General features: G+C 73.1%; 17 protein-coding genes and 1 pseudogene. 6 read left to right on the forward strand and 12 right to left on the reverse strand.

Going from position 1 to position 23,526, the window contains the following annotated elements; translation table 11 throughout:
• Nucleotides 1–170: 170 nt before the first annotated feature.
• From QRX60_RS42755 to QRX60_RS42775, 5 genes are all read right to left on the reverse strand, one after another.
• On the reverse strand, nt 171–1,373 hold the full coding sequence (locus QRX60_RS42755) for an ROK family transcriptional regulator (protein ID WP_285997172.1): 1,203 nt from the start codon (nt 1,371–1,373) through the stop codon (nt 171–173).
• Nucleotides 1,374–1,466: 93 nt separating this feature from the next.
• The gene (locus tag QRX60_RS42760; RefSeq protein ID WP_285997173.1) at nt 1,467–2,072 is read right to left on the reverse strand and encodes a hypothetical protein; all 606 of its coding nucleotides are present in this window, start codon (nt 2,070–2,072) and stop codon (nt 1,467–1,469) included.
• A 29-nt stretch (nt 2,073–2,101) separates the two neighbouring features.
• Entirely contained in the window at nt 2,102–3,241 is a 1,140-nt protein-coding gene (locus QRX60_RS42765; protein WP_285997174.1) for a hypothetical protein, read from the reverse strand.
• Nucleotides 3,238–3,576 (reverse strand): hypothetical protein, encoded by a 339-nt coding sequence (locus QRX60_RS42770; RefSeq protein WP_285997175.1) that lies wholly within the window; start codon nt 3,574–3,576, stop codon nt 3,238–3,240. Before QRX60_RS42770 ends, QRX60_RS42765 begins: the two co-directional genes overlap by 4 nt.
• Nucleotides 3,577–3,599: 23 nt before the next feature.
• Complete coding sequence (locus tag QRX60_RS42775; RefSeq protein ID WP_285997176.1) at nt 3,600–4,085, reverse strand: YbaB/EbfC family nucleoid-associated protein; 486 nt, start codon at nt 4,083–4,085, stop codon at nt 3,600–3,602.
• 405 nt (nt 4,086–4,490) lie between these two features.
• Here QRX60_RS42775 and QRX60_RS42780 point away from each other — a divergent pair, with 405 nt between their 5' ends.
• Complete coding sequence (locus QRX60_RS42780; RefSeq protein ID WP_285997177.1) at nt 4,491–6,308, forward strand: arabinofuranosidase catalytic domain-containing protein; 1,818 nt, start codon at nt 4,491–4,493, stop codon at nt 6,306–6,308.
• A 43-nt stretch (nt 6,309–6,351) separates the two neighbouring features.
• On the opposite strand, the gene QRX60_RS42785 is transcribed toward QRX60_RS42780, so the two are convergent.
• Together QRX60_RS42785 and QRX60_RS42790 are read right to left on the reverse strand one after the other, a co-directional pair.
• Nucleotides 6,352–6,819 carry a cupin domain-containing protein gene (locus QRX60_RS42785; RefSeq protein ID WP_285997178.1) on the reverse strand — a complete coding sequence of 156 codons (468 nt, stop codon included), beginning with the start codon at nt 6,817–6,819 and terminating at the stop codon, nt 6,352–6,354.
• Nucleotides 6,816–9,551, reverse strand: coding sequence for a BTAD domain-containing putative transcriptional regulator (locus QRX60_RS42790; protein ID WP_285997179.1), 2,736 nt, complete (start codon nt 9,549–9,551; stop codon nt 6,816–6,818). Before QRX60_RS42790 ends, QRX60_RS42785 begins: the two co-directional genes overlap by 4 nt.
• A 255-nt stretch (nt 9,552–9,806) precedes the next feature.
• Between QRX60_RS42790 and QRX60_RS42795 the strand changes: the two genes are divergently transcribed.
• The gene (locus tag QRX60_RS42795; protein WP_285997180.1) at nt 9,807–10,472 is read left to right on the forward strand and encodes an RraA family protein; all 666 of its coding nucleotides are present in this window, start codon (nt 9,807–9,809) and stop codon (nt 10,470–10,472) included.
• A gap of 34 nt (nt 10,473–10,506) precedes the next feature.
• Here the strand turns inward: QRX60_RS42795 and QRX60_RS42800 are convergent, their stop codons facing one another.
• Nucleotides 10,507–11,397, reverse strand: a complete 891-nt coding sequence (locus QRX60_RS42800; RefSeq protein WP_285997181.1) for a LysR family transcriptional regulator — start codon at nt 11,395–11,397, stop codon at nt 10,507–10,509.
• Between the two features lie 83 nt (nt 11,398–11,480).
• Between QRX60_RS42800 and QRX60_RS42805 the strand changes: the two genes are divergently transcribed.
• Nucleotides 11,481–12,335: an EamA family transporter gene (locus QRX60_RS42805; RefSeq protein WP_285997182.1), complete on the forward strand. Its 855-nt coding sequence runs from the start codon at nt 11,481–11,483 to the stop codon at nt 12,333–12,335.
• Here QRX60_RS42805 and QRX60_RS42810 read toward each other — a convergent pair.
• The gene (locus QRX60_RS42810) at nt 12,332–12,556 is read right to left on the reverse strand and encodes a hypothetical protein (protein ID WP_285997183.1); all 225 of its coding nucleotides are present in this window, start codon (nt 12,554–12,556) and stop codon (nt 12,332–12,334) included. The two genes, QRX60_RS42805 and QRX60_RS42810, sit on opposite strands and share 4 nt — an antisense overlap.
• Before the next feature lie 8 nt (nt 12,557–12,564).
• Nucleotides 12,565–12,744 (reverse strand): annotated as a pseudogene (locus tag QRX60_RS51670) (MerR family DNA-binding transcriptional regulator); the annotation flags it as partial.
• Nucleotides 12,745–13,037: 293 nt separating this feature from the next.
• On the opposite strand from QRX60_RS51670, the gene QRX60_RS42815 reads away from it, so the two are divergent.
• Together QRX60_RS42815 and QRX60_RS42820 are read left to right on the forward strand one after the other, a co-directional pair.
• Nucleotides 13,038–15,935 (forward strand): AfsR/SARP family transcriptional regulator, encoded by a 2,898-nt coding sequence (locus QRX60_RS42815; protein ID WP_285997184.1) that lies wholly within the window; start codon nt 13,038–13,040, stop codon nt 15,933–15,935.
• A 91-nt stretch (nt 15,936–16,026) separates the two neighbouring features.
• A complete protein-coding gene (locus QRX60_RS42820) occupies nt 16,027–21,291 on the forward strand; it encodes an RHS repeat-associated core domain-containing protein (RefSeq protein ID WP_285997185.1) in 5,265 nt (1,754 codons plus the stop codon).
• 36 nt (nt 21,292–21,327) lie between these two features.
• On the opposite strand, the gene QRX60_RS42825 is transcribed toward QRX60_RS42820, so the two are convergent.
• On the reverse strand, nt 21,328–21,771 hold the full coding sequence (locus QRX60_RS42825) for a MarR family winged helix-turn-helix transcriptional regulator (protein ID WP_285997186.1): 444 nt from the start codon (nt 21,769–21,771) through the stop codon (nt 21,328–21,330).
• 91 nt (nt 21,772–21,862) lie between these two features.
• Here QRX60_RS42825 and QRX60_RS42830 point away from each other — a divergent pair, with 91 nt between their 5' ends.
• Complete coding sequence (locus QRX60_RS42830) at nt 21,863–23,080, forward strand: amidohydrolase family protein (RefSeq protein WP_285997187.1); 1,218 nt, start codon at nt 21,863–21,865, stop codon at nt 23,078–23,080.
• Between the two features lie 67 nt (nt 23,081–23,147).
• On the opposite strand, the gene QRX60_RS42835 is transcribed toward QRX60_RS42830, so the two are convergent.
• Nucleotides 23,148–23,495: a UBP-type zinc finger domain-containing protein gene (locus QRX60_RS42835; RefSeq protein WP_285997188.1), complete on the reverse strand. Its 348-nt coding sequence runs from the start codon at nt 23,493–23,495 to the stop codon at nt 23,148–23,150.
• Nucleotides 23,496–23,526: the final 31 nt, after the last annotated feature.

A 23,526-nucleotide genomic window follows, 5' to 3' on the forward strand; every position in this document is an offset into this window, starting at 1 on the left:
AACGGACTTTGTCACGCAGGATGCGAAAGTAGGGTGACGGCCATCACCCGTCAAGGTGAAGACGGCGTGTTAAGTCCGCTTTTCACCCGGATAGACGCGGCAAGTCGGGCGGACTTTCGATTCGAGAGTGCAAAAGTCTGCCTGGTTTGAGCGCTACTGCGGAGGCCCGTTCAGCTGCTGAGCGTGAAAGCCCGGTCGGTCGCCGACCACGCCGCACCGATCACACCCGCCGTGTCACCGAGCTCGGACAGCACGATCGGGAGGTTCCCCGTCGCCAGCGGCAGCGAACGCCGGTACACCGCGCTGCGCAGCTCGGCGAGCAGCTGGTGACCGAGCTGCGCCACGCCGCCGCCGATCACCACCATCCCCGGGTTGATGAACGAAACCAGCGACGCGACGACCTGGCCGAGCCGGCGCCCGCCGTCCCGGATGAGGTTGACCGCGCCGAAGTCGCCCGCCGCGGCGGCTCGGCCGACGTCGCGGGCGGTGACCACGCCGCGTTCGGCGGCCACCTCGGCGAGGTGGGCCGACCGGCCGCTGCGCGCCAGGGCCAGCCCGTCGCGGGCCAGCGCGGCCCCGCCGAAGTAGGCCTCCAGGCAGCCGACCTCACCGCAGGCGCAGGTCGGGCCGAAGTCGTCGAGCCGGATGTGCCCGATGTCGCCCGCCGTGCCGGCGACCCCGCGGTACACCTTGCCGCCGAGCACGATCCCGCAGCCGATCCCGGTGCCGATCTTGACGAACATCAGGTCGTCGGTCGACCGCGCGACCCCGGCGTGCCGCTCCCCGAGCGCCATCGCGTTGACGTCGTTGTCCACCGCCACCGGGCAGCCCCAGAGGCCGCCGAGGTGGTCCCGCACGTTGAACCGGTCCCAGCCGGGCATGATCGGCGGCGCGACCGCCATCCCCTCGGCGAAGCTGACCGGCCCCGGCAGCCCGATGCCCGCCGCGACCAGCCTGCCGGGTGCCTCGTCCCGCACCTTCGCCGCGAGCTCGGCGACCCGCCGCAGCACCGGGTGCGGCCCCTGCCGGACGTCGCAGTCCTCGACGGCGTGCGCGAGCACCTCGCACGAAGCGTCGGTGACCGCCACGCCGACCGACGTCGCGCCGACGTCCACCGCGAGCACCCGGAGCTCGCCCGCGAGCCGGACCAGCGTCGACCGCCGCCCGCCCCGGCTGGCCGAGGGCCCGGCGGTCTCGACGAGCCCGACCTCACCGAGCCGGGCCACTTCGGCCCCGACCCGGGCGCGCGGCAGCTCGAGCCGCTCCCCCAGCTCGACCCGCGACATCGGGCCCTCGTCCCGGAGCAGGGTGAGCAGCCGGGTCTGGTGCCGGGTTTCGACCATCGAGTGCTCCGTGCCGGATGCCGCGCTCATTCGCCTCAGCCTACTGCGTCGGCGGCCCGCTCCCGGCCGGACGCCGGGCCGGTCCCGAGTGGACGGAGACGCCGCGCGGCGGGCTTCCGGCCGTCACACCGGCCAGTGGACCACGTCCGGGTACTCGTGGAACTGCCGCAGGTGCCGCTCTTCCGTGCGGCCCTGCAGCGGGAACTTGAACCGCGAGCCGTCCGGCCAGGTCAGCGTGCGCTTGCGGAAACTGACCTCCGGGGCGCCGGCGCCCCGGGCCTCCCAGAGGACCCGCGGTTCGGGGGCATCGGCCGGATCCCCGTACGTCGGCCCGGTCTCCACCAGCGCGACCGACGTCGGCGAGCACACGAGCCACGGGCCCTTCGCCCGCCGGAGCCGGTCGAGCGGCTCGAGGACCTGGGCGTCCGCCGGGCCGGTCACCTGGGCCTCGCGCTCGGCCTTGCCGCCGCCGCTGCCCGCCGCGCTCGCCAGGTACGCGACGTACCCCACCGCCGCGGCGATCCCGCGCACGACGTTCCCGAACGCCCGCAGCACGGGCCGCGAGCCCTCGACCGTGCCGTCCGGACGGCGGCCGGGGACGGCGAACCGGAGGTCCGGGTCGCCCAGCCGCAGCACGATCACCGGTTCCCGCCAGTGCTCGCGCATGACCGCCTCCACGCGCTCCCGGAACCCGGGGCGCACGAGTGCGGCGTCCTTCGCGGACTCCATGCGGTCGCCGAACTCGACGGCCTTCCGCGCTAGATGTCCAAGTTCCGCCGGGTCTCCTCCGGCGTCCGGTCGCCACCGATCGCGCTCTTGTCGAACCACGGCTCGTCCTCCTCGGGGGTGACAGCTTCCTTGCCTTCGGTGAACGCCGTCTTGCCCGCCGCGATCCCGGCCTTCACGCTCGCACCGGCGACCAGCGGGCTCGCGCCGACCGACGTGCCGAACATCGTGGTCAGCGCGCGGTTGCCGGGCGTGAACGGCACGCGGGCCGTGTTCTCCAGCGTGTCGAGCCCGAACCGGGACTCGCCGGCGTACCGGCCGAGCCGGAACTTCCGGGTCATCTCCACGACCTTCGTCGAGTACTTCGCGAGGAACTCGATGAACGTGTCGAGCAGCTTGCCGAACTTGCCGAGGTACCGGGTGACCTTCTGCAGCACGCCGGCGGCCTTGGCGATGGACGCGGTCATGGCGGCGGCGACCGAGCTGCCGAAGCTGATCACCGACGCGGCCAGCGCGGGCAGCCAGATGGTGATCAGCCAGGACACCAGCTCGGTGATGATCGCCTTGATCACCTCTTCGATGACCTGCATGACCATCGACCACATCTGCAGCACTTCGGAGACCGACCCGGCCGCCGAGCCGACGCCGCGGATGCCGGAGGAGAAGTCGCCGAGCGCCTCCTTGGCCGCCTTGCCGGCTTCGTCGACCCACTCGGCCAGCGCGGTGTCGCCGGTCTGCTCGAAGTCTTCGGCGAGCGCGACGAAGCCGTGCGCGATCGCGGCGAAGTTCTCCGACGCGTGCCCGATGGCCGGCCCGTCGCCGGTGACCGCGTGCAGCGCGTCCTGCAGCGGCTGGACCAGCTCGAGCAGCATGTTCAGCCCGTGGCTCACCAGCCAGCCGATCGGGTCCATCGCGAAGGTGACCATGTCGGTCGCGGCGGCGCCGACGAACGCCGCGCCGTCACCGACCAGTGCCTTGCCCGCCGAGGCCAGCTCCCCCGCGCCGTCGGCCGAGGCCGCCTGCCGGGCGTGCTCGGCGATCGACTTGCCGGACTTGTACACGGTGCCGACCACCGGCGTGGCCTCCGCCGCGCGGTCGAGGTTCGCGCTCGTGCTCTCGTCGTACGGCTGGACGTCCAGCGCGTCGGCGATGCTCTTCTTCGGCTCGGTCACTTGCCCTGCTCCCCGATCGCGTCGATCTCCGCCTCGTACCGGCCGAAGGCGATCACGCCCGCTTCTTCGGTGCCGCGGTACATCTCGGCGGCCTTGGTCATCTTGGTGGTGAGGCCGTCGACGCCGTCCTTCAGCTCGCCCAGCAGCGACCGCAGCTCGCCGAGCCGCTCGGTGTAGCCCTGCTTGGCCCAGATCCCGACGACGCCCCAGGCCGTGTCGGTCACGTCGGCGGCGTCGATCTTGGCCCCGAACTTGTCCGATTCCTGCTCGTAGAAGGGCAGCTGGCGCGCGTATCCGGAGATCGCGTCGATGTTGGTCTGGATTCCGTCTGACATCGCGGAAGTTCCCTCGGTCGGTTTCAGGAGCGGCGGAGGATCGGGCCCTGGTCGAAGTCGTCGTCGTCCCCCGGTGCGGGACGGCGTCGCGGCCGCGGCGCCTGCTGCTCCGACGCGGGTTCCGGTGCCGCGGTTCCGAACGCTTCGGCCTGGGCCTGCCGGACCTGCCCGGTGACGTCGACGCCGAGCTGGTCCCCGAACGCGTCGTCGACGATGCCGGCCTGCTGCTGGGCGGCCCCGGCCACGGCCCGGCGCAGGGTGGCCATGATCCGCTGGGCGAGCTGGCCCGCTTCGAGGCGCATCGCGCCGGCGGTCAGCCGCAGGTCGGTGACGGTCCCGCCGGCCCCCGCGACGACCGTCACCGTGCCGTCCGGCGAGGTCACGGTGGTCTCGACCCGCGCGATCCGCTCCTGCATGTCGCCGACGGCGGCGAACCGCGTCTCGGCCTGGCGCACCTTGGCCTGGAAGTTTTCGAACTGGGCGATCAGCTGGTCCATCTCGGCCGACATCGTCTCTTCCTTCACACGTGGGGGCTTCGCCGGATCATGACAGGTTCCCCGGCCGTTTCGTGGCGCTTCGCCCGAATACGCCGAAGACCGGCGCCGGCGGCGGTGGCGCACCGGACCCGGTCCGCGCCGCACCTCGCACACCGGCAGCCCGATGGCGCGCGGCCCGGTCCGGCGGCATCCCGTGCCACGAAACGGATCCCGCCGCCCAGGCCGTCCGGGTGCACCACTCACGGACTCGCAGTGGACTGGACCACCAGCACGTCGTGCACTGTTGACACGATCGAGAACCCGGCCATACCCTCCCCCTATCCCCAACGCGCTTCCGCATTCCCCTTCTCTCCCGGAAATACAACGTTGTAAAAGTCCGCCCGGGTCACTGACCTGCGGCTTTGAGAGTGAGGTTCCGTGCCCCGCGGTCGAAGTCTCCTCGCCACCCTCGCCACCACCCTGCTCGTCCTCGCGACGATGCTCGGGCCGAGCACCGCCGCGCAGGCCGCCGGTCCCCTGCCGTGCGACATCTACGGCTCGGCCGGCACCCCGTGCGTCGCCGCGCACAGCACCACGCGGGCCCTCTACTCGGCCTACGCCGGCACCCTCTACCGCGTGCAGCGCGCCTCCGACCGCGCCGAGACGAACATCGGCCTGCTCGCCACCGGCGGGTACGCCGACGCCGCCGCGCAGGACTCGTTCTGCGCCGGCACGACGTGCACCATCACGGTGATCTACGACCAGTCCCCGCGCCACAACGACCTCACGGTCGAAGGTCCCGGCACCGCGGGCGGCCAGGACGTCGCCGCCGTCGCGTCCGCCCTGCCGGTCACCGCGGGCGGGCACAAGGTCTACGGCGTCTACATCTCCCCCGGCACCGGGTACCGGCACTACGTCGGCGCCGGCGTCGCGGTCGACGGCCAGCCCGAAGGCATGTACATGGTCGCCAGCGGCACGCACGTCAACGGCGGCTGCTGCTTCGACTACGGCAACGTCGAGGCGCAGATCGCCGACACCGGCAACGGCCACATGGACGCCGTCAACCTCGGCACCACGTGCTACTTCCCGCCGTGCACGGGGATCGGCCCGTGGGTGGCGGGCGACCTGGAGAACGGGCTGTTCCAGGGGAACCGCTCCAACACCGCCAACCGCGGCAACGCCACCCCGTTCGTCACCGCGCTGCTGAAGAACAACGGCCAGACCACCTTCGCGCTCAAGGGCGGCAACTCCCAGAGCGGCGGCCTCACCACCTGGTACAACGGCGCACTGCCCTCGGGCGGGTACACGCCGATGCACCAGGAGGGCTCGATCGTGCTCGGCACCGGCGGCGACAACAGCAACGCGTCCATCGGCTCGTTCTTCGAAGGCGTGATGACCGCGGGCTACCCGACCGACGCCGCGGACGACGCCGTCCAGTCCAATGTGGTCTCCGTCGGCTACGCCGGCAGCACCGGGACACCGCCCTACGCGGCCACGGTTTCCGGCCCCGGCGGCAAGTGCCTCGACGTCGCCGGCGACGACACCGGCGGCAACGGGACCGCCGTGCAGCTGTGGGACTGCCAGGCGAACGCGGCCGACCAGCACTGGGCGCACAACGCGGACTCCTCGCTGTCCACCTTGGGCCGCTGCCTCGACGTCACCGGCAACGGCACGGCGAACGGCGCGCTGCTGGAACTGTGGGACTGCAACGGCGTCGGCGGTCAGAAGTGGGTGCAGCAGGCCGACGGCTCACTGCGCAACCCGCAGTCCGGCCGCTGCCTCGACTCGCCGAACGGCGCCACCGCCAACGGCGCCCGCATGCAGCTGTGGGACTGCAACGGCGCCGCGGCGCAGAAGTTCTCGGTCACCGGCGGCGGCCCGGTCACCGGCCCGGGCGGCAAGTGCGTCGACGTGGCCGGCGACGACACCGGCGGCAATGGCACCGCCGTGCAGCTGTGGGACTGCCAGTCCTTCGCGGTGGACCAGCACTGGTTCCACTTGTCCGGCGGAGCGTTGCGCACTCTCGGCCGCTGCCTCGACATCATCGGCAACGGCACGGCGAACGGCACCCAGGTCGAACTGTGGGACTGCAACGGCGTGGGCGGCCAGGTGTGGACGCCCCAGGCCGACGGGTCGGTGCGCAACCCGCAGTCCGGCCGGTGCCTCGACTCCCCGAACGGCGCGACGGGCAACGGCACGCGGCTGCGGATCTGGGACTGCAACGGCTCGGCCGCCCAGCGGTTCGCGCTGATCTGAACTCCGCCCGGTGGGGACTTCGCGGTCCCCACCGGGCCGGTGTTCAAGCGCCGGCCACCGAACCCGGCGGCAGGAAGTCGACGTCGTGCAGCGCCGACAACCGGACGACCTCGGCCGGGTCCGCGAGGTCGTGCAGCTTGTCGAAGAGCTGCGCGAGCCGCCCGGCCGGACTCACCCAGAACAGCGCCCGGGTGGGGCTCTCGCCGCGGTTGTAGTAGGCGTGCGGGAGACCCTTCGGCATCCGCACGGTGTCGCCGGGCCCCGCGGTTTCCCACGCGCCGTCGAGGTAGAGGGTGACCACGCCGTCCAGGACGTAGATGTGCTCGTCCTGGGTCGGGTGCACGTGCGGCGGTACCCCGGTGCCGGGCGGGTCGAGGGTCTCGAACGCGAAGCTCGACTCGCTCGCGGCCTTCAGGGAGTAGGTGTGCCCGAGCACGTTCCACACCTTCCCTTCCCCGGCGGGCGTGATCCCCTTCGGCAGCGGTCCCAGCACGATTTCCTCGCCGTTCATCGATCCTCCTGCTCGTCGTGGCCGGCCTCAGCCAGCCGCTCCTGGACGCGGGCGTGGCGGAACTGGTAGACGCCGCCGGCCTGCCGGAGGACGCCGCGGCGGTGGGCGTCGTCGAGGAAGTGCATGAGCCGCCAGGGAAGGCGGCCGGTCGCGGCGAGCCAGACGTGGTGGACGAAGTAGTTGCCCCAGGCGCGCGTCACGAGGACCGCCAGGCCGATGCCGCCGCCGAAGAAGACGCCGACCACGAACGGCAGCACCGGGTTCGTCGCCGGCGGGAACACCTGGCCGCCGGCGATGGCGCCCGCGAGGCCGTAGCAGACCGCCGCGACGCCGCGCGCCATGAACCACCCGAACGACGCGCCCGCCAGCCCGCCGGCGACGGCCAGTGCCAGGTCGTACCGGCCGCCCAGCACCGGCAGGAACCGGGTGTTCGCGGTGAACGCGAACGCCATCCCGTCGAACAGCCCCAGCGACACCAGGAAGGAGCCGGCCAGCGCGATCGCGCCGGTCCGTTCGTTGCGCAGGATCGTCCCCGGGCTCGACACCCGGCTGGCGTCGACCGGTTTCGCGAGCCACACGTGCACCGCGAACACCAGGCCGAACACCAGGGCCAGGAAGACGACCAGGCCGGTGGCCAGCGACCAGCCCAGGCCGAGCAGGACGCCCACGACGGCGCCGATCGCGAAGCGCCCGGCGAACTTCCGGGTGGCCCCGGCGAAGCGCAGTTCGGTGCGCAGCGGCTCCGGCGCGCGCCCGAAGCGGTGGGTCAGGTAGCCGGCGCCGCCGAACGAGAGGCCGTAGATCGCGGCCAGCGCCGGGCCGTCGTCGACCCAGCCGGTGACGACGAAGAACAGCGCGATCAGCACGCCGACCAAGGCCGCCCGTGTGCCGGCCGGAACCGCCCGGTACAACTGCCACCAGGCCAGGTCGCGGCTGCGTGCCCGGTCGAGGTGCCGGGCCAGGAAACCCAGCCAGCGGGTCGCCTGCGCCGCGGTGTACCGCCCGGACGGACTGGTCTTCGGGTTCCGCCCCGGCGGCTGCGGCACGTCCGCGTAGGCGTTGGGGACGAACGAGTCGAGCAACTGCCCTTCGACGGCGTCGGCGTCCTCGGCGCCGAGCAGCTCGGCGGGATCCGCGCTCGCCCGGCCGTAGGCGATCCGGGCGAGGTCGACCATCAACGGCGTCCGCAGCACCCGGGCCAGGGCCGCGTCCGGGTCCCGGCGCAGCCGTTCGGCCACGGGGAGCCAGCGGTCGCGGCCCGCGCCTTCCCGCGCGGACAGGTAGGTGATCGCCTCCTGCCGGGCCACGGGTTCGAGCCGCACCACGGTGGCGGCGCTCAGCGCCGCGCCGGACTCGCGCGTGACCTGCTCGTACTCGGCCGAGCGGCAGGTCAGCACCAGCGAGCGGCCCACCGCCATGGTCTGGTCCAGTGCGTCGAGCGCCGCGGCGCGCAGGTCGGTCGGCATCTCGTCGAGGCCGTCGAGGACCGGGACGACGTGGCCGCCGAGGACGAGCCGGGTCGGTGCGCCGGGCCCGTACTCCCGGGCGGTGAGCAGCGCCGGGTGGTTGTCGGCGAGCCGCCCCGCCAGCCACCGGTCGAGGTGCTCCCGCCGCGGATCCCACGAGGCCAGCGAAAGCAGGACCGGGACCGGCGCCCCAGGAGCGCGGGTGCGCAGCAGCTCCAGCGTCAGCATCAGGGCGAGCACCGACTTGCCGGAGCCGGGCTCGCCGAGCACGACCAGCTGCCGCACGGGCAGCGCGGCGAAGGTCTCCGCGACGTCGTCGAGGTCGCCCCGGAGCGCCGGTTTGCCCGGCCGCGCGACGGACGACCAGTGCAGGACGATCGGCTGCGGCCGGTGCAGCGAACGCAGCTCGGCTTCGGCGCGCCACTGCCACGTGACGGCTTCGGCCAGCTCGGTGACCGCGCGGTCGAAGGGGTGGTGCTCCGGCGGGACCTCCGCCGGCGGCCCGGGATCCGGACCGGGACCGGGGTCGCTCGCGGCGGACTCGGCGAGGAGCTGCTCGTGGAGCCGCCGCAGTTCGGGGTTCGGGTCGACGCCGAGCTCGTCGGCCAGCCGCCGGCGCAGGCCGTGGAACAACGCCGAGGCCTCGGCGTAGCGGCCTTCTTTCGCGAGGGCGCGCATCAGGAGCAGGTGGGACAGCTCGCGCATCGGGTGCTCGCCGCAGAACTCGGTCAGCTCGCGGACGACCTCGCCCGTTTCGCCCAGCCGCAGCTGCCATCCGGCGCAGAGCTCCACGGCGTCGGCGCGCTGTTCGTCGAGCACGGCGGCGCGCCCGGCCAGCGTGGTCGTCCGCAACCCGTCGAGCGCCGGGCCCCGCCACAGGGCGAGCGCGGCACGGATCTCTTCGACGGCGTCGACGAGCTTCGCCTGCCCGGCGAGTCCCCGCGCCGCCGCGACGTGCCGGCGGAACCGGAGCGAGTCGAGATCGTCGATCTCGGTCTGCAGGCGGTACCCCGGCCCGTCGGTGACGATCATCCCGCCGGTCTCGCCGAGCCGGCTTCGCAGGGCGGACACGCAGTTGCGCACCTGCTTCACGGCCGTCGCGGGCGGCTCGTCCTCCCAGAGCGCGTCGATCATGCGCTCCACCGGGACGACCGCGTTGGGGTTGAGCAGAAGTGCGGCGAGCGCGCGCTGCTGGCGCGGGCTCGCCAGGGTGACCCGATCCCCGTACGCCCGCACTTCCAGCGTCCCGAGAATCCGGAACCTCATCGCATCCCCCTCGTCCTCAAGCCCGGCCGCCCGGCGCCCTGGCTCCGAAACGCGCAGGTGGCGCCGTGGAGGCCGGCGCGAGGACGAAACGAGGACGGCATCCGGAACCCTAGGGGCACGGCGAAAGAGGGGGAATGCCGGGGCGACCCGGTGGCGGGCGCGTCGTTGGGGGTCGCGCCCACCACCGGGACCGCCGCACCTCCGCGCCGGCGGGAACCGGCTCGGGCCATCGGGCATTCGCCGTACCATCGCCCGATGCCGGTGAACGACGAACTCGCGCGGAAGTTCCTCGCGGTCGACACGACCGCCCTCTGCGATGTCGACAAGACGACGAGGGTGCTGCACAGCGCGATCCGTGCCCGCTCCGCCCGGTCGCGGATCTTCGGGCCCGCGTTCACGGTCCGGTGCCGCGACGACTTCCTCGGCGTGCTCCAGGCCATCGAATCGGCGGCGCCGGGCGACGTGATCGTGGTCGACGGCGGCGCGCGCGAAATCGCCCTCGGTGGCGAACTGTTCGCCCGCGGGGCGCTGGCCCGCTCGCTCGGCGGCATCGTCGTGGACGCCGGCTACCGGGACATGGCCTATGTCGGGGGCTGCGAACTCCCGCTGTACAGCCGGTTCGTCACCCCGCTTTCCGGCACGTCGTCGAAGCTCGGCGAGCTGCAGGTGCCGGTCACCTGCGGCGGAGTCACGGTGAACCCCGGCGACCTGGTCCTGGCCGACGGCGAAGGCCTCGTCGTGGTGGCTCCCGACCGGATCGGCGAGCTCCTCGACGGAGCACTCGCGATCAAGGAGGCCGAAAGCGCGGTCATCGGCCGGCTCGACGCGGGAGCCACGCTCAGCGAGACGTTCGCCCTCGCCGATCACGTCGCCGCGCTGCGCCGGGGCGAACCGTCCGCGCTGCGGCCGCGTCGAAGCTGACGGCGGCCGGCCGGCACCATCCGGCCGCGGTCGCTCAGCGGGCGAGGAGCCCGAGGACCAGCGCGAGCGGTGGCCACGCCTCCCGCCCGCGGCGGGTGCAGGCGAAGGCGCGCTGGCGCACGTCCGGCCCGGCCAGCGGGAGCAGCGCGACCCCGGGCCTCGTCGCGCGGCCGGCCGGCAGCAGGCCGACGGCGGGCTCCGGGCCGGTCGCGATGAGGTCCTCCACCAGCTCCAGGCTGTCCGCGCGGTGCGTGACGCGCGGGGTGAACCGCGCCGTCGACGCCAGCCTGCGGACCACGTCCTCGTCGGCGCTGTTGCGGGAGTTGACGATCCAGCCGTGGTCGCGGAACGCCTCGAAGACCGCCACGGTGTTCTCGCCGCGCGCAAGGGCCGCGTCGGCCGCCGGGACGGCGAGGCCCCACCGTGCCGTCCACAGTGGACTGACGGTGATCGCGGGATCGGTGACGGCCGGCGCGAGGTCGTAGTCGTAGGTGAGCGCGAGGTCGATGTCGTCGGCCAGCAGCGCGGCGAAGGCCTCGTGCGGTTCGTACTCGCTGATCCGCAGCTGGACCCGCGGGTGGTGTGCGGCGAGCGCGGCGGCCGCCGGGAGCAACGACCGCCGCACGGCCGTGGCGAACCCGGCGACGCGCACGGTGCCGGCCGGTTCGGCGCCGGGGTCGAGATCGGCGCGGGCTGCCTCCACGGCGGCGAGGATGGTCACGGCGTGCTCGGCCAGGCGCCGTCCCGCGGGGGTGAGCCGCACCCGGCGGCCGTCCGGCTCGAGCAGCGGCACGCCGGTTTCCTTCGCCAGCACCGCGATCTGCTGCGAGACCGTCGACGTCGTGGTGCCGAGCACGTCCGCCACCGCGCGCATCGAGCCGTGCCGGGACAGCTCGAGCAGAAACTGGAGCCTGCGGGTGTCCACCCGCCGATTGTCCATGATCTGCGAACGGTACGTCCATGATCGGCATGTGGACACGAACGGTGCGGATCGGTTTTGCTGGGTCCGTGCTGTCCTCCACCCGCACCGGAGCGGCCTTCGCGGTCGCCGCCATGCTCTGCGTCCAGCTCGGCCTCGCCGTCTCCGTCGGCCTGTTCGGCCGCATCGGTCCCGAGGGTGCGGCGTGGCTGCGGCTGGCGTGGGCCGGGGTGCTGCTGCTGGTCGTCGTCCGGCCGCGGCCGTCGTCGTTCCGGCCGGCCACCTTCGCCGCCTGTTGCGCGCTGGGCGTGGTCACGGCCGGGATGACCATGCTGTTCATGGAGGCGGTCGCCCGCCTGCCGCTCGGGACGGCGAGCGCGCTGGAGTTCCTCGGCCCGCTCACCGTGGCCGTCACGCGCGGCCGCGGCGGCAAGCGGTTGTGGCCCGTCCTCGCCGCGCTCGGCGTGGTGCTGCTGACCGAACCGTGGCGGGGTGGCGCCGACCTGCTGGGCGTCGGCTACGCACTCGCGTCCGCGGTGTGCTGGGCGGGCTACATCCTGCTGACGCAACGGGTCGGCGACGAGGTGGCCGGTGTACGCGGGCTCGCCGTGTCGATGCCGGTGGCGGGGATCGTGGCGACGCTCGCCTACGGGCCGGCGGTGGCCGGGCACCTGACCTGGGAGCTATTGCTCATCGGCCTCGGGCTCGCGGTGCTGCTGCCGGTGGTTCCGTTCAGCCTGGAGATGCTCGCGCTGCGGCGGTTGACCACCTCGGCGTTCGGGACGCTGATGAGCCTCGAACCGGCCATCGCCCTGACGATCGGGTTCGTCGTGCTGCACCAGGTCCCGAACCTCGGCGCGGCGGCGGGCGTGCTGTTCGTCGTGGCGGCCGGGATCGGCGCGGAGCGAACCGGGGCGCGGGAGCCGGTCGAGCAGGTGGCTTAGCCGGCCCAGCCCGGGCGCTGTCCGGTTCGGGCGGCCAGGAGGCTGCGGGCGGTGCCGGCCACGGTTTCCTCGACCGGGCGGGACCGCTCGATCTCGGCATCGAGCCGGTCGGCCTGGTGCTCGAACAGCTCGCGCTGCTCGGCGGCCGCCGCGTCCCCCGGGCCGGCAGGTCCAGGTACCGCCGCAGGTCCTCGCCCCGCAGCCCGGCCGAGCGCAGGCACCCGAGCGCATCGAGGACGTCCATGGTCGCGGCGTCGTAGCGGCGGTGCCCGCTGCCCGGATCGCGCGGAACCGGGCCGACCAGCCCGATCTGCTCGTAGTAGCGCAACGTCGGCTCACTCAGCCCGCTGCGCCGCGACGCCTCGAGGATCGTCAGCCACACCCGCTCGCCCGCAACTCCTGCCGTCATGGGAACAGCATGCAGAACTTCAAGCGCTTGAAGTCAACCGCGGAGGCGACATCACCTGCCCGGGACCGGGGTGCGGCGACGCGGTGCGGTCGCTCGCCCCCGGGTCGAGCGACCGCACCGCGACCGGACCGTCCACACCGGACCGCTCGGTGGCTGCGGCGAGCCGCACCACGATCTCACCGTCGCAGTGCTCGTCGACGATCCGTCGACAGTCCGTCGACAGCCCTCGCGCGAATTGCTCCGAACGGACCCGTATCCAGGCCGGGAGTGCGGACCACTTGTGCGAGGTGGGAATGGACGATCCGGACAGCAGACCGGAGTTCCGCGTGCTCGGCCCGTTCGAGGTCCGCGTGCGCGACCGGACGCTCGAGCTGGGCGGCCCCCGCATCCGCACCCTGCTCGCGCTCCTGGTCGCGAACGCCGACCGGGTCACCGCGGTGAGCACCATGGCGGACGCGTTGTGGGACGTCGACGCGACGCCCGGCACCGAGCGGACGGTGCGGACCTACATGTCGCGGGTGCGCCGCTCGCTGGCCCCGGTCGCCGCCGTCCTCGGCGCGGCCGACCTGATCGAGACCCGCGCGGCCGGCTACGCCTTGCGGCTGTCACCGGCTTTCCTCGACGCCCGCGAGTTCGAACGGCTGGTGCCCGCGGGGCGAACCGCCTTGGCGGCGGGCGATCCGGTGACGGCTTCGGATCGGCTGTCCCAGGCGCTGGCGCTGTGGCGCGGCGACGCCTACGAGGACTTCGCCGGCACCCCGGCGTTGCTGGCGGAAACGAGGCGGCTGCACGGACTGCGGCTCGGCGCCGTCGAAGACCGCGTCGACGCCGACCTCGCGACCGGTGCGGGTGAGGCGTTGATCGCCGAGCTGACGGCGCTGAGCGAGCAGCACCCCGGGCACGAGCGGCTGTGGGGGCAGCTGATGACGGCGTTGTACCGCGCGGGCCGCCAGGCGGACGCGCTGGACGCGTTCACGCGCGCCCGCGCCGTCCTCGTCGACCAGTTCGGGCTGGACCCTTCCCCGCGCCTGACCGAGATCCACCGCCGGGTGCTGGACAACGACTCCCGGCTGTTCCCCGCCACCGGACCGGTGCGGCTGCCTGCTCGTCCCCGGACGGACGCCGCGGAGCACGCTCCGGCCGGAGCGGTCCGCAACGACCTTCCCGGTGACATCGCCGACTTCGCCGGCCGCGAAACCGAACTCGCCCGGCTGCTGGCCGCCCGGGCCGGCATCGCGCACACCGCGCCGACGGCCGTCGTGATCGAAGCGATCGACGGGATGGCCGGCATCGGCAAGACGACCCTGGCGATCCACGCCGCGCACCGGCTCGCCGAGCACTACCCCGGCGGCCGGCTGTTCCTCGACCTGCACGGCCACACCTCCGGCCAGGCACCGATCACCCCGCCGGCCGCGCTGGACACCCTGCTGCGCGCGCTCGGCGTCCCGGCGGACCGGATCCCCCACGACCAGGACGCCCGCGCCGCGCTCTGGCGGGCCGAACTCGCCGGCCGCTCGACGCTCGTCGTGCTGGACAACGCCGCGGACGCCGCGCAGGTCCGGCCGCTGCTGCCGGGCAGTGCGGGAACGCTGGTGCTGATCACCAGCCGGCGGCGCCTGGTCGACCTGGAGCCCGCGCACATCCTCTCCCTGGACGTGCTGCCGGAGGCCGACGCGATCGCGCTGTTCACCGGCATCGTCGCCGACGGCCGGCTCACCGCCGAACCCGAGTCCGTCCGCGACGTCGTCGAGCTGTGCGGCCGGCTCCCGCTGGCCATCCGCATCGCGGCGGCGCGGCTGCGCAGCCGGCCCGCGTGGACCGTGGGGCACCTGGCCGACCGGCTGCGCCAGGCCCACCGGCCGCTGGCCGAGCTCTCCGCGGGAGATCGCAGCGTCGCCGCGGCGTTCGCGTTGTCCTACCGGCAGCTGGACGCGCCGCGACAGCGCATGTTCCGGCTGCTCGGCCTGAACCCGGGCCCGGACATCGACGTGCCCGCCGCCGCGGCGCTCGCCGCCGTCGCACCCGGCGAAGCCGAGCGGCTGCTGGAAAGCCTGGTCGACGACCACCTGCTGGAGCAGCCGGTCACCGGCCGGTTCCGCTTCCACGACCTGGTCCGCCAGCACGCGCAGAGCACCGCGCTGGCCGAAGAACCCGAACCCGGCCGGCGGGCCGCGCTGCGCCGGCTGGTGGGGTTCCACCTGCACACCGCCCACCGCGGCAGCCGCCTGCTCGACCAGCAGCACCCGCCGATCGACGTCGGCGAACCCCCGGCCGGCTGCACGCCGGCCCCGCTGCGCGACGACGCGGCCGCGATGACGTGGTTCGACGTCAACCACCAGTGCGTGCTCGCGGCGCGGCAGGCCGCCGAGGACGCCGGGTGGGACACCTGCGTCTGGCAGCTCGCCTGGACCCTCGACAACTTCCACTACCGCCGTGGTCACCTGCAGGCGAACATCACGTCGTGGCTGGCCGGCCTCGCCGCCGCGGAACGCCTGCACGACCTGGCCGTGCAGGCCCGCGCGCACCGCCGGCTCGGTCTCGTCTACGGCCCGTTCGGGAAGCCCGCCGAAGCGTTGCACCACCTGCACCGGTCCCTGACCCTGTCCCGGGAGATCGGCGACACCCTCGGCCAGGCGGGAGTCCATTTCGTCCTGGCACTCCACTGGACGCACGAAAAGGACGACGAGCAGGCGCTCGAACACGCCACCAGCGCGCTCGAGCAGTACCGCGCACTCGGAGACCCGAAATGGGAAGCTCGCGCGCTCAGCCTGATCGGTGCCTGCCAGAGCCGGCTCGGCCGGCACGAAGAAGCACGCGCCCACGCCGAGGCGGGACTGGCCTTCTGCCGGGAGCGCAAAGACGTCTACGGCGAAGCCGACGCTCTCGACAGTCTCGCCGCGATCGCCCACGAAACCGGTCACCACGGCGACGCCCTGGGCCAGTCGCGGCAGGCGCTCACCCTCTGGCGCCTGCTCGACAACACCTACCGCCAGGCGGGCACCCTCGCCTCGATGGGCGACGCCCACCGCGCGCTCGGCCACCACGACCAGGCCCGCGCCGCCTGGCAGCAGGCCATCGACCTGTACCGGGCCCGCAACCTGCACCCGGCCGCCGACGAGATCGAGAAGCGCTCGGCGAACCTGGGCAGCGCCGCCCCGCCTTGGCCACCTGGGGCACGATCGGCTGGTTGAAGGGGCATCCGCAGGGGTTCACGTCGTTCACGCGAGTGTCACTTGTTAACTTCACCAGTGGTCGCCCGGCTGGTGGAGGGAAGAGTCACACGTGAGCAATCCGTTGGTCGCGCCGACACAGGATTCGACCAAGGCGTATTCGGGTGTGTCGCTGCTGGAGTCGGCGAACGACCTGAAGTCGGCGATCGAAAGCGGCGACTGGGCCTCGGTCGCGCTCGGCGCCGTCGGCACCGCGCTGGACGCCCTGTCGATGGCGATGGACCCGTTCGGCGCGATCCTCGCCGCCGGCGTCGGCTGGTTGATCGAGCACGTCGGCCCGCTCAAGGAAGCCCTCAACGGCCTGACCGGCAACGCCGACGAGATCGCCGCCCAGTCGGAGACCTGGAAGAACATCGCCACCGAACTGGGCAGCGTCGGCGAAGACCTGACCGGCATGGTCAAGACCGACACCGCGTCGTGGACCGGGAACGGCGGAGACAGCTACCGGCAGCGCGCACAGGACACCGTGACCCTGCTGGAGACCGCGCAGAAGGGCTGCGAAGGCGCCTCCAGCGGCGTCAAAACCGCCGGTGAAGTCGTCGCGGCGGTCCGCGCGCTGGTCCGCGACATCATCGCCGAACTCATCGGCCACCTGATCAGCTGGGCACTGCAGGTCGTCTTCACCCTCGGCATCGGCCTGACCTGGGTCGTGCCCCAGGTCATCAACGCGGTCGCCAAAACGGCGTCGAAGATCGCCGACCTGGTCAAGCGGCTGGTCACCGCCCTGAAAGCACTCATCCCGCTGCTCAAACGAGCCGGTGACCTGTTCTCCGACGCCGCCAAGGCACTCAAGAACATCAAACCGGGCAAGGCCGCGCCGCCGCCGAAGAGCATCGACATCAAGGGCAACCCGAAGGGCCTCGACGGGCCCAAGGGCAAGGGCGGGCCGGACGCCCCGCCGCCGAAGACCGACCCACCGCCCACGCCCAAGGGCGGGGACGGCACCACGCCTTCGGGAGCGAAGGGCGACTCGACCACGCCCTCCGGCGACCACACCCCGCCCCCGAAGAGCGACCCGCCGCCCGCGGCCAAGGGACCGGACGACGCGCCCAAGAGCCCCGACTCCACGCCGCCCCCGGCGGCGAAGGGGCCCGACGGCGGCACGACGCCGTCGTCGACGCCGAAGGGCTCGCCCGGTGGCGACGGGCCGCGGATCAAGGACAACAACCCCAAGCCGGACGAGCACACCACGCAGACGAAGGACCGGACCGACTGCGGCGACCCGATCGACGTCGCGACCGGTGCGGTGATGCTGGAGCAGGAGGACGTGTCGCTGCCCGGCGCGCTGCCGCTCGTGGTCGCGCGCACGCACCTGTCGTCCTACCGGGCGGGCCGCCTGTTCGGCCCCACCTGGGCCTCGACCCTGGACGAACGCATCGAGGTCGAGCCGGACGGGCTGCACCTGGCGCTCGCCGACGGCACCCTGCTGCGCTACCCCGTCCCGGTGGGCGTGGAGGCGGTCGTCCCGGAGAGCGGCCCGTACCTGGCGCTGCGCCGGGTCCGGCACGGGTTCCTCGTCGGCGACCCGCAGTCCGACCGCATGCGCTACTTCGCGGGCCGCCCCGGCGACACCACGCTGCCGCTGCGCGCGGTCGTGGACGGCGCGGGGAACCGGATCGTGCTGCGCCACCGCGACGGCGTGCCGGTCGCGATCGAGCACTCCGGCGGCTACCGCGTCGAGATCGACACCGCCGACGGCCTGGTCACGGCGTTGCGCACCGCCGGTTCCCCGATCCCGCTCGCGGAGTACCGCTACGACTCCGCGCGCCGGCTGGTCGAGGTCGTCGACGCGGTGGGCACCCCGCAGAAGTTCACCTACGACGCCGACGGCCGGCTGGTGCGCTGGGACGACGTCAACGGCCGCTGGTACCGCTACGGTTACGACGCCCAGGGTCGTTGCGTGCGCGCCCAGGGCACCGAGGGCTACCTGGACACGGCGCTGGCCTACGAGCCCGGCGCCACCACCGTCACGAACTCGCTCGGCGCCGTCACCCGCTACCGCCTCGACGAGCGGATGCGCGTGATCGGGCAGACCGACCCACTGGGCAACAGCACCAGTGCCGAGCGGGACCGCTTCGGGCGCGTGCTCGCCGAGACCGACGAGCTCGGCCACGTCACGCGCTGGGACTACGACGAGCTCGGCAACCTCACCGCGGTGACCCGGCCCGACGGCAGCCGCCTGGTCATCGAGTACGACGAGCGGCACCGGCCCGTCGTGGTGACCGGGCCCGACGGCGCCGTGTGGCGCTACGAATACGACCGGCGAGGCAGCCTCGCCCGCACCGTCGACCCGGCCGGCGCGGCGACCTCCTACACCTACGACCCCTACACCGGCACCGTGGACTCGGTGACCGACGCCCTCGGTGGCGTCACGCGGATCCAGGCCAACGCCGCCGGCCTGCCGGTGCTCGTCACCGGGCCGGACGGCGCGGTGTGGCGCTACGGCTACGACGAGCTCGGCAACACCACCAGCGAAACCGACCCGCTGGGCCACACCACCAGCATGGTCCGCGACGCCGCCGGTAACCTCGTGCAGCTACGCGACGCCGACGGCGCCGTCGAGCGGTTCACCTCGACCGCGCGGGGCAGCTTCGAGGAGCGGACGGACGCGCGCGGGGGCGTCAGCCGCATCGAGTACGCCCAGTTCGACCTGCCGGTCAGCGAGCGAAGCCCCGACGGCGGCACGTTGCGCTACGGCTACGACACCGAGCTGCGGCTCACCTCGGTCACCAACGAGCGCGGCCTGGTGTGGCGCTACGAGTACGACGCCGCCGGCCGCAAGGTCGGCGAGACCGACTACAACGGGCGCGTCCTGCGTTACGGCTACGACGCCGCGGGCCGGCTCGTCTCCCGCACCAACGGCGCCGGGCAGACCATCACCCTCGAACGCGACAGCGTCGGCCGGGTCGTGCGGCGCAGCAGCGCCGACGAGGTCGCCGTGTTCACCTACGACGCGGCCGACCGGATGCTCTCGGCGGCCAACGCGCACAGCGAGGTCCGGTTCACCTACGACGGCCTCGGCCGCGTGCTGTCGGAGTCGATCAACGGCCGGGTCGTGCACTCCCGCTACGACGCCCTCGGCCGCCGCGTGAGCCGCCGGACGCCCTCGGGCGCGGAGTCGGTGGTCGGCTACGACCCCGCCGCCCGCCCGACCGCGCTGACCACCGCCGGGCGCACCCTGCGGTTCGGCTACGACGCCGCGGGCCGCGAGACGGTGCGCGAGCTGCTCACCGGTGCCGGGCCGGTGGCGCAGCTGCGCCAGGACTGGTCCCCCACCGGGCAGCTGGCGGCGCAGACGGTGCTGCGCGGTCCGGAAACCGTGCAGCGGCGCGAATACGGCTACCTGCCCGACGGCTACCTCGCTCGCGTCGACGACCTGATCTCCGGGCCGCGCACCCTCGACGTCGACGCGGGCGGGCGGGTCCGGGCGGTGCGGGGCGCGCGCTGGCAGGAGAACTACGACTACGACGTGACCGGCGCGGTCACCGGAGCCGGCTGGTCCGGCGCGCCGGAAGCCGCCGGTCCCCGCGCCTACGCCGGCACCCTGCTCACCGCCGCCGGCCCGACCGGCTACACCTACGACGCGGAAGGGCGCGTCGTCGCCCGCGAGCGCGGCGGGCGGCGCTGGACGTACGAGTGGAGTGCGGAAAACCGCCTGCTCGGCGTCCGCACGCCGGAGGGTGCGGTGTGGCACTACCGCTACGACCCGTTCGGCCGCCGGATCGCCAAGCAGCGCCTGGACACCACCACCGGCACGGTGGCCGAACAGGTCGAGTTCGCCTGGGACGGGCAGCTGCCCGCCGAGCAGGTCCACAGTGGACCGGGGCGGCCGCTGGTCGCCACGGTGTGGGAATACGCGCCGGGTGCGCGGCTTCCGCTCACCCAGACCGAACGCGTCCTCGGCGCGAGTGGCCCGGACCGGTTCCACGCGATCGTCTCCGACCTGGTCGGTGCGCCCGCGGAGCTGGTCGACGAGACCGGTGCGCTGGCCGGGCACCTGCACACCGCGTTGTGGGGTCCGGTCGTCTCGGCCGGCGGCGCAGCGAGCACGCCGCTGCGGTTCCCGGGCCAGTACCACGACCCCGAGACCGGGCTGCACTACAACCGGTACCGCTACTACGACCCCGAGACCGGCCGGTACCTCTCCCACGACCCGCTGGGCCTGACCCCGGCGCCGGACTCGATGGCCTACGTGGACAACCCGACCGCCATGGTCGACCCGCTCGGCCTGGCCCCGCAGCGGACCACGCCCTGCGCGGCCGCGGCCGCCCGCGCCCAGGCCCACCCGTACGCCCGGGGGAACTCCGGCCCGTCGACGAGCAACCGCACCTACCCGGAAAGCACCTACGGCGACAAGGACGTCGAGCGCAAGCGGCTCGACGACAAGTACGACTTCAAGATCGACGGCAAGAAGACGCACCAGTCCGAGCACGCCGGTGGCTACGACATCCTCAGCGACAACGGTGGGGCAAAAGGGGCCCGCAAGGACAACGGGCCGCTGGAGAAGAACGCCTACGCCTACTACGAGGACTTCGCCAACCACCGGTACCACCCGGGCACGGGCAAGGGCGGCGCCAACCACGAATCCGGGTTCACCAAGGGAGACGTCCGGGACTCGCCCAACACCGCCAAGGACGACAACCTCGGTTACGACGACCGTCTCGGCTCCTACCGGAACGCCCAGCGCAACGCCATCGAGGCCAACGACCCGAGCACCGCGGTCCAGCTCAACCAGCTCGGCTACGGGCACCAGCAGGGCTTCCAGAACTCGCAGACCGTCAAGGCGGGCTACGACCAGCCGCACAGCTTCTCGGACCAGGTCTACCACGGGAACGACAAGAACCACGTCCACCACGAAGACCACCCGTTGTACGACAAGGACAAGGCGGATGCGGCGAAGGCCGAGCAGGACCGGCGGGACGCCATCAAGGCCGACCCGAACCACCCGGACCGCGCGGCCTACGACGCCGAGCAGAAGCGGATGGCCATCGCCGACGACTCGTACCACAAGATGGTCGACGACATGCACTCCAGCGGCGAGGGCATGCGGTACAACCCGCAGTCCGGTCAGGCCGTCCCGGCCGGCGGGCACGCGGTGCCCGGCACCGGGCACGTGACCACCAAGCCGATCGACAAGTGGGACGCGGCCGAGATGCACGGCGCGCGCGACGCGGCGCGCACGGGCGAGTGGCCGGGCTACGGCGGCTTCTACAAGAACCCGACGGCCGAGGACTGGGCCGCCCTCGAACGCGGCGACCTCGACCCGCCGGAGATCAAGGCGATCAAGGACGAAGACATGATGGACCTCACCCCCTGATCCCCGCGCCGGGCCGGCCGTAGGAGCGGCCGGCTTTCAGCGGTCGTCCGGCGCCCGGCGACGCGACCACGCGGCGGCGTCGGTGGTGTAGCGGACGAGGAGCCGCGCGAACTGGGTGCGCTCCTCCGGCGACCAGGCGGCGGTGATGTCTTCGAACGCCGTGCGCTGGTCGGCGGCGAACCGAGCGCGCTCGGCTTCGCCGCGCTCGGTGAGCTCGAGCACCGTCCGGCGGCCGTCGGCCTGGGAGGCCGCCCGCCGCAGCAGTCCGTCGGCGATGCACGCCGCGACCGTCCGGCTGGCCACCGGCTGCGCGACGCCCATCTCCGCGGCCAGCCCGCCGACGGTCATCTCGCCGGGGGCGTCGGCGACCACGTTCAGCACCAGGTTGCGGGACATGTCCCGGCCCGAGGCCGGGGTGCGCCGGCGCAGCCGTGACAGCGCCGGGCCGATCTGGTCCAGCAGAGGGTCCTCACTGCTCACCTCCCGGATTGTAGTACCCCCGGCATTTGCATACTAGATGTAAACTGCATAGCATTAGGTATGTAACTACGAACGAGGAAGCGAGGCCACCATGGCCACCACCGCCATCACCGGCGCCCGGGTGTTCGATGGGGAGAAGACGCTGGGGGTGCAGAACGTCGTCCTCGACGGCCGGACGATCCGCCAGGTCGGCGGCGAGGTGCCCAGCGGCGCCGAGGTCGTCGACGGCCGGGGCGCGACCCTGCTGCCCGGGCTGATCGACGCGCACGTCCACTCCGCGCCCGGCTCCCTGGCGCTCGCCCTGCGGTTCGGCGTCACCACCGAACTGGAGATGCAGGGCTTGAACACCCGCGAGAACCGGGCGCACATCACCGAGGACGACACGGTGGCCGACATCCGGTCATCCGGCTTCGCCATCACGCCGCCCGGCGGTCACCCCAGCGAACTCATGCCGGAAGGGTTCCGGCCGGCCGGGAACCTGCCGCCGGTCATGCCGCTGATGCCGTTCTCCACCACACCGGAAGAGGCCGCCGCGTACGTCCCGCAGCTGCTGGCGAGGGGCTCCGACTACGTCAAGTTCATGATCGACGACGGCAGCGTAGAGGGACACCCCGGGCTGCCGATGCTCGACCAGGCCACGCTGAACGCGGGGGTCGCCGAAGCCAAGAAGTACGGCGCCCTCACCGTCGCGCACACGCTGACCCTCGACGCCACCCGGATGGCCGCCGAAGCCGGCATCGACGGTGTCGTCCACGTGTTCATGGACCGGCCGCACACCACGGAGGTCGTGGACCTGATCGCCGACGCAGGCATGTTCGTCGTGCCGTGCGTCTGCCTCAACGCTTCGATGATGGGCATCACCGGCAGCGATCTCGCCGACGACCCCCGGGTCGCCCGCCGCATCGACGCGAAGTGGGAGGAAACCCTGCGGTCCAGCTACAACCGGTATCCGCAGGGCAAGCTCGAGGACGTCCTGGAGACCGTGCGGGCGCTGGCCGACGCGGGCGTGGACGTGCTGGCCGGCACCGATGCCTCCATGGCGGAGACCTTCTTCGGCGGCCTGGCGCACGGAGCCAGCCTGCACCGTGAACTCCAGTACCTCGTGGCGGCGGGCCTGACGCCCGCGCAGGCACTGCGCGCCGCGACGGCGACCACGGCCCGCCGTTTCGGGCTGGGCGACCGGGGCCGCATCGCCGAAGGGCTCCGCGCGGACCTCCTGCTCGTCGACGGCGACCCGACGGCGAACATCGGCGACACGCTCAGCACGCGTGCGGTCTGGCGACGAGGCAGCCGTCTGACCGAGGTGTGAAGCGGCGCGGTTCCCCGCCGGCACGGCGGAAGCACGAGCCGTGCCGGCTTTCGAGCCGGCTCACCGCCTAGTGCACGTGCGACTGCCAGTCGGCCGGGACCCGGCCTTCCGGGCCCGGCACCGGCTGCGTGACGGGCCGGTGCTCCGGGGGCGCCAGCGCCGGGCCGTCGTAGGCCTCGCCCGTCTCGAAGCTGTAGAACCAGTCCTCGCCCGGCTCGAAGCTGCGGATCAGCGGGTGCCCGCTCGCCTTGTAGTGCGCCGTCGCGTGCTGGGCCGGTGAGCTGTCGCAGCAGCCGATGTGGCCGCACTGGGCGCAGCGGCGCAGGTGCACCCACCACCCCTCCGCGGCCAGGCACTCCGCGCAGCCCGTACCGCTCGGCGGCGCGGTGACGTCGATTCCCTCGAGTTCGGCCATGCCGACAGTCTGCCCCGAACGCGGGCGGCAC

It is taken from the genome of Amycolatopsis mongoliensis, assembly GCF_030285665.1.
GTDB classification, from domain to species: domain Bacteria; phylum Actinomycetota; class Actinomycetes; order Mycobacteriales; family Pseudonocardiaceae; genus Amycolatopsis; species Amycolatopsis mongoliensis.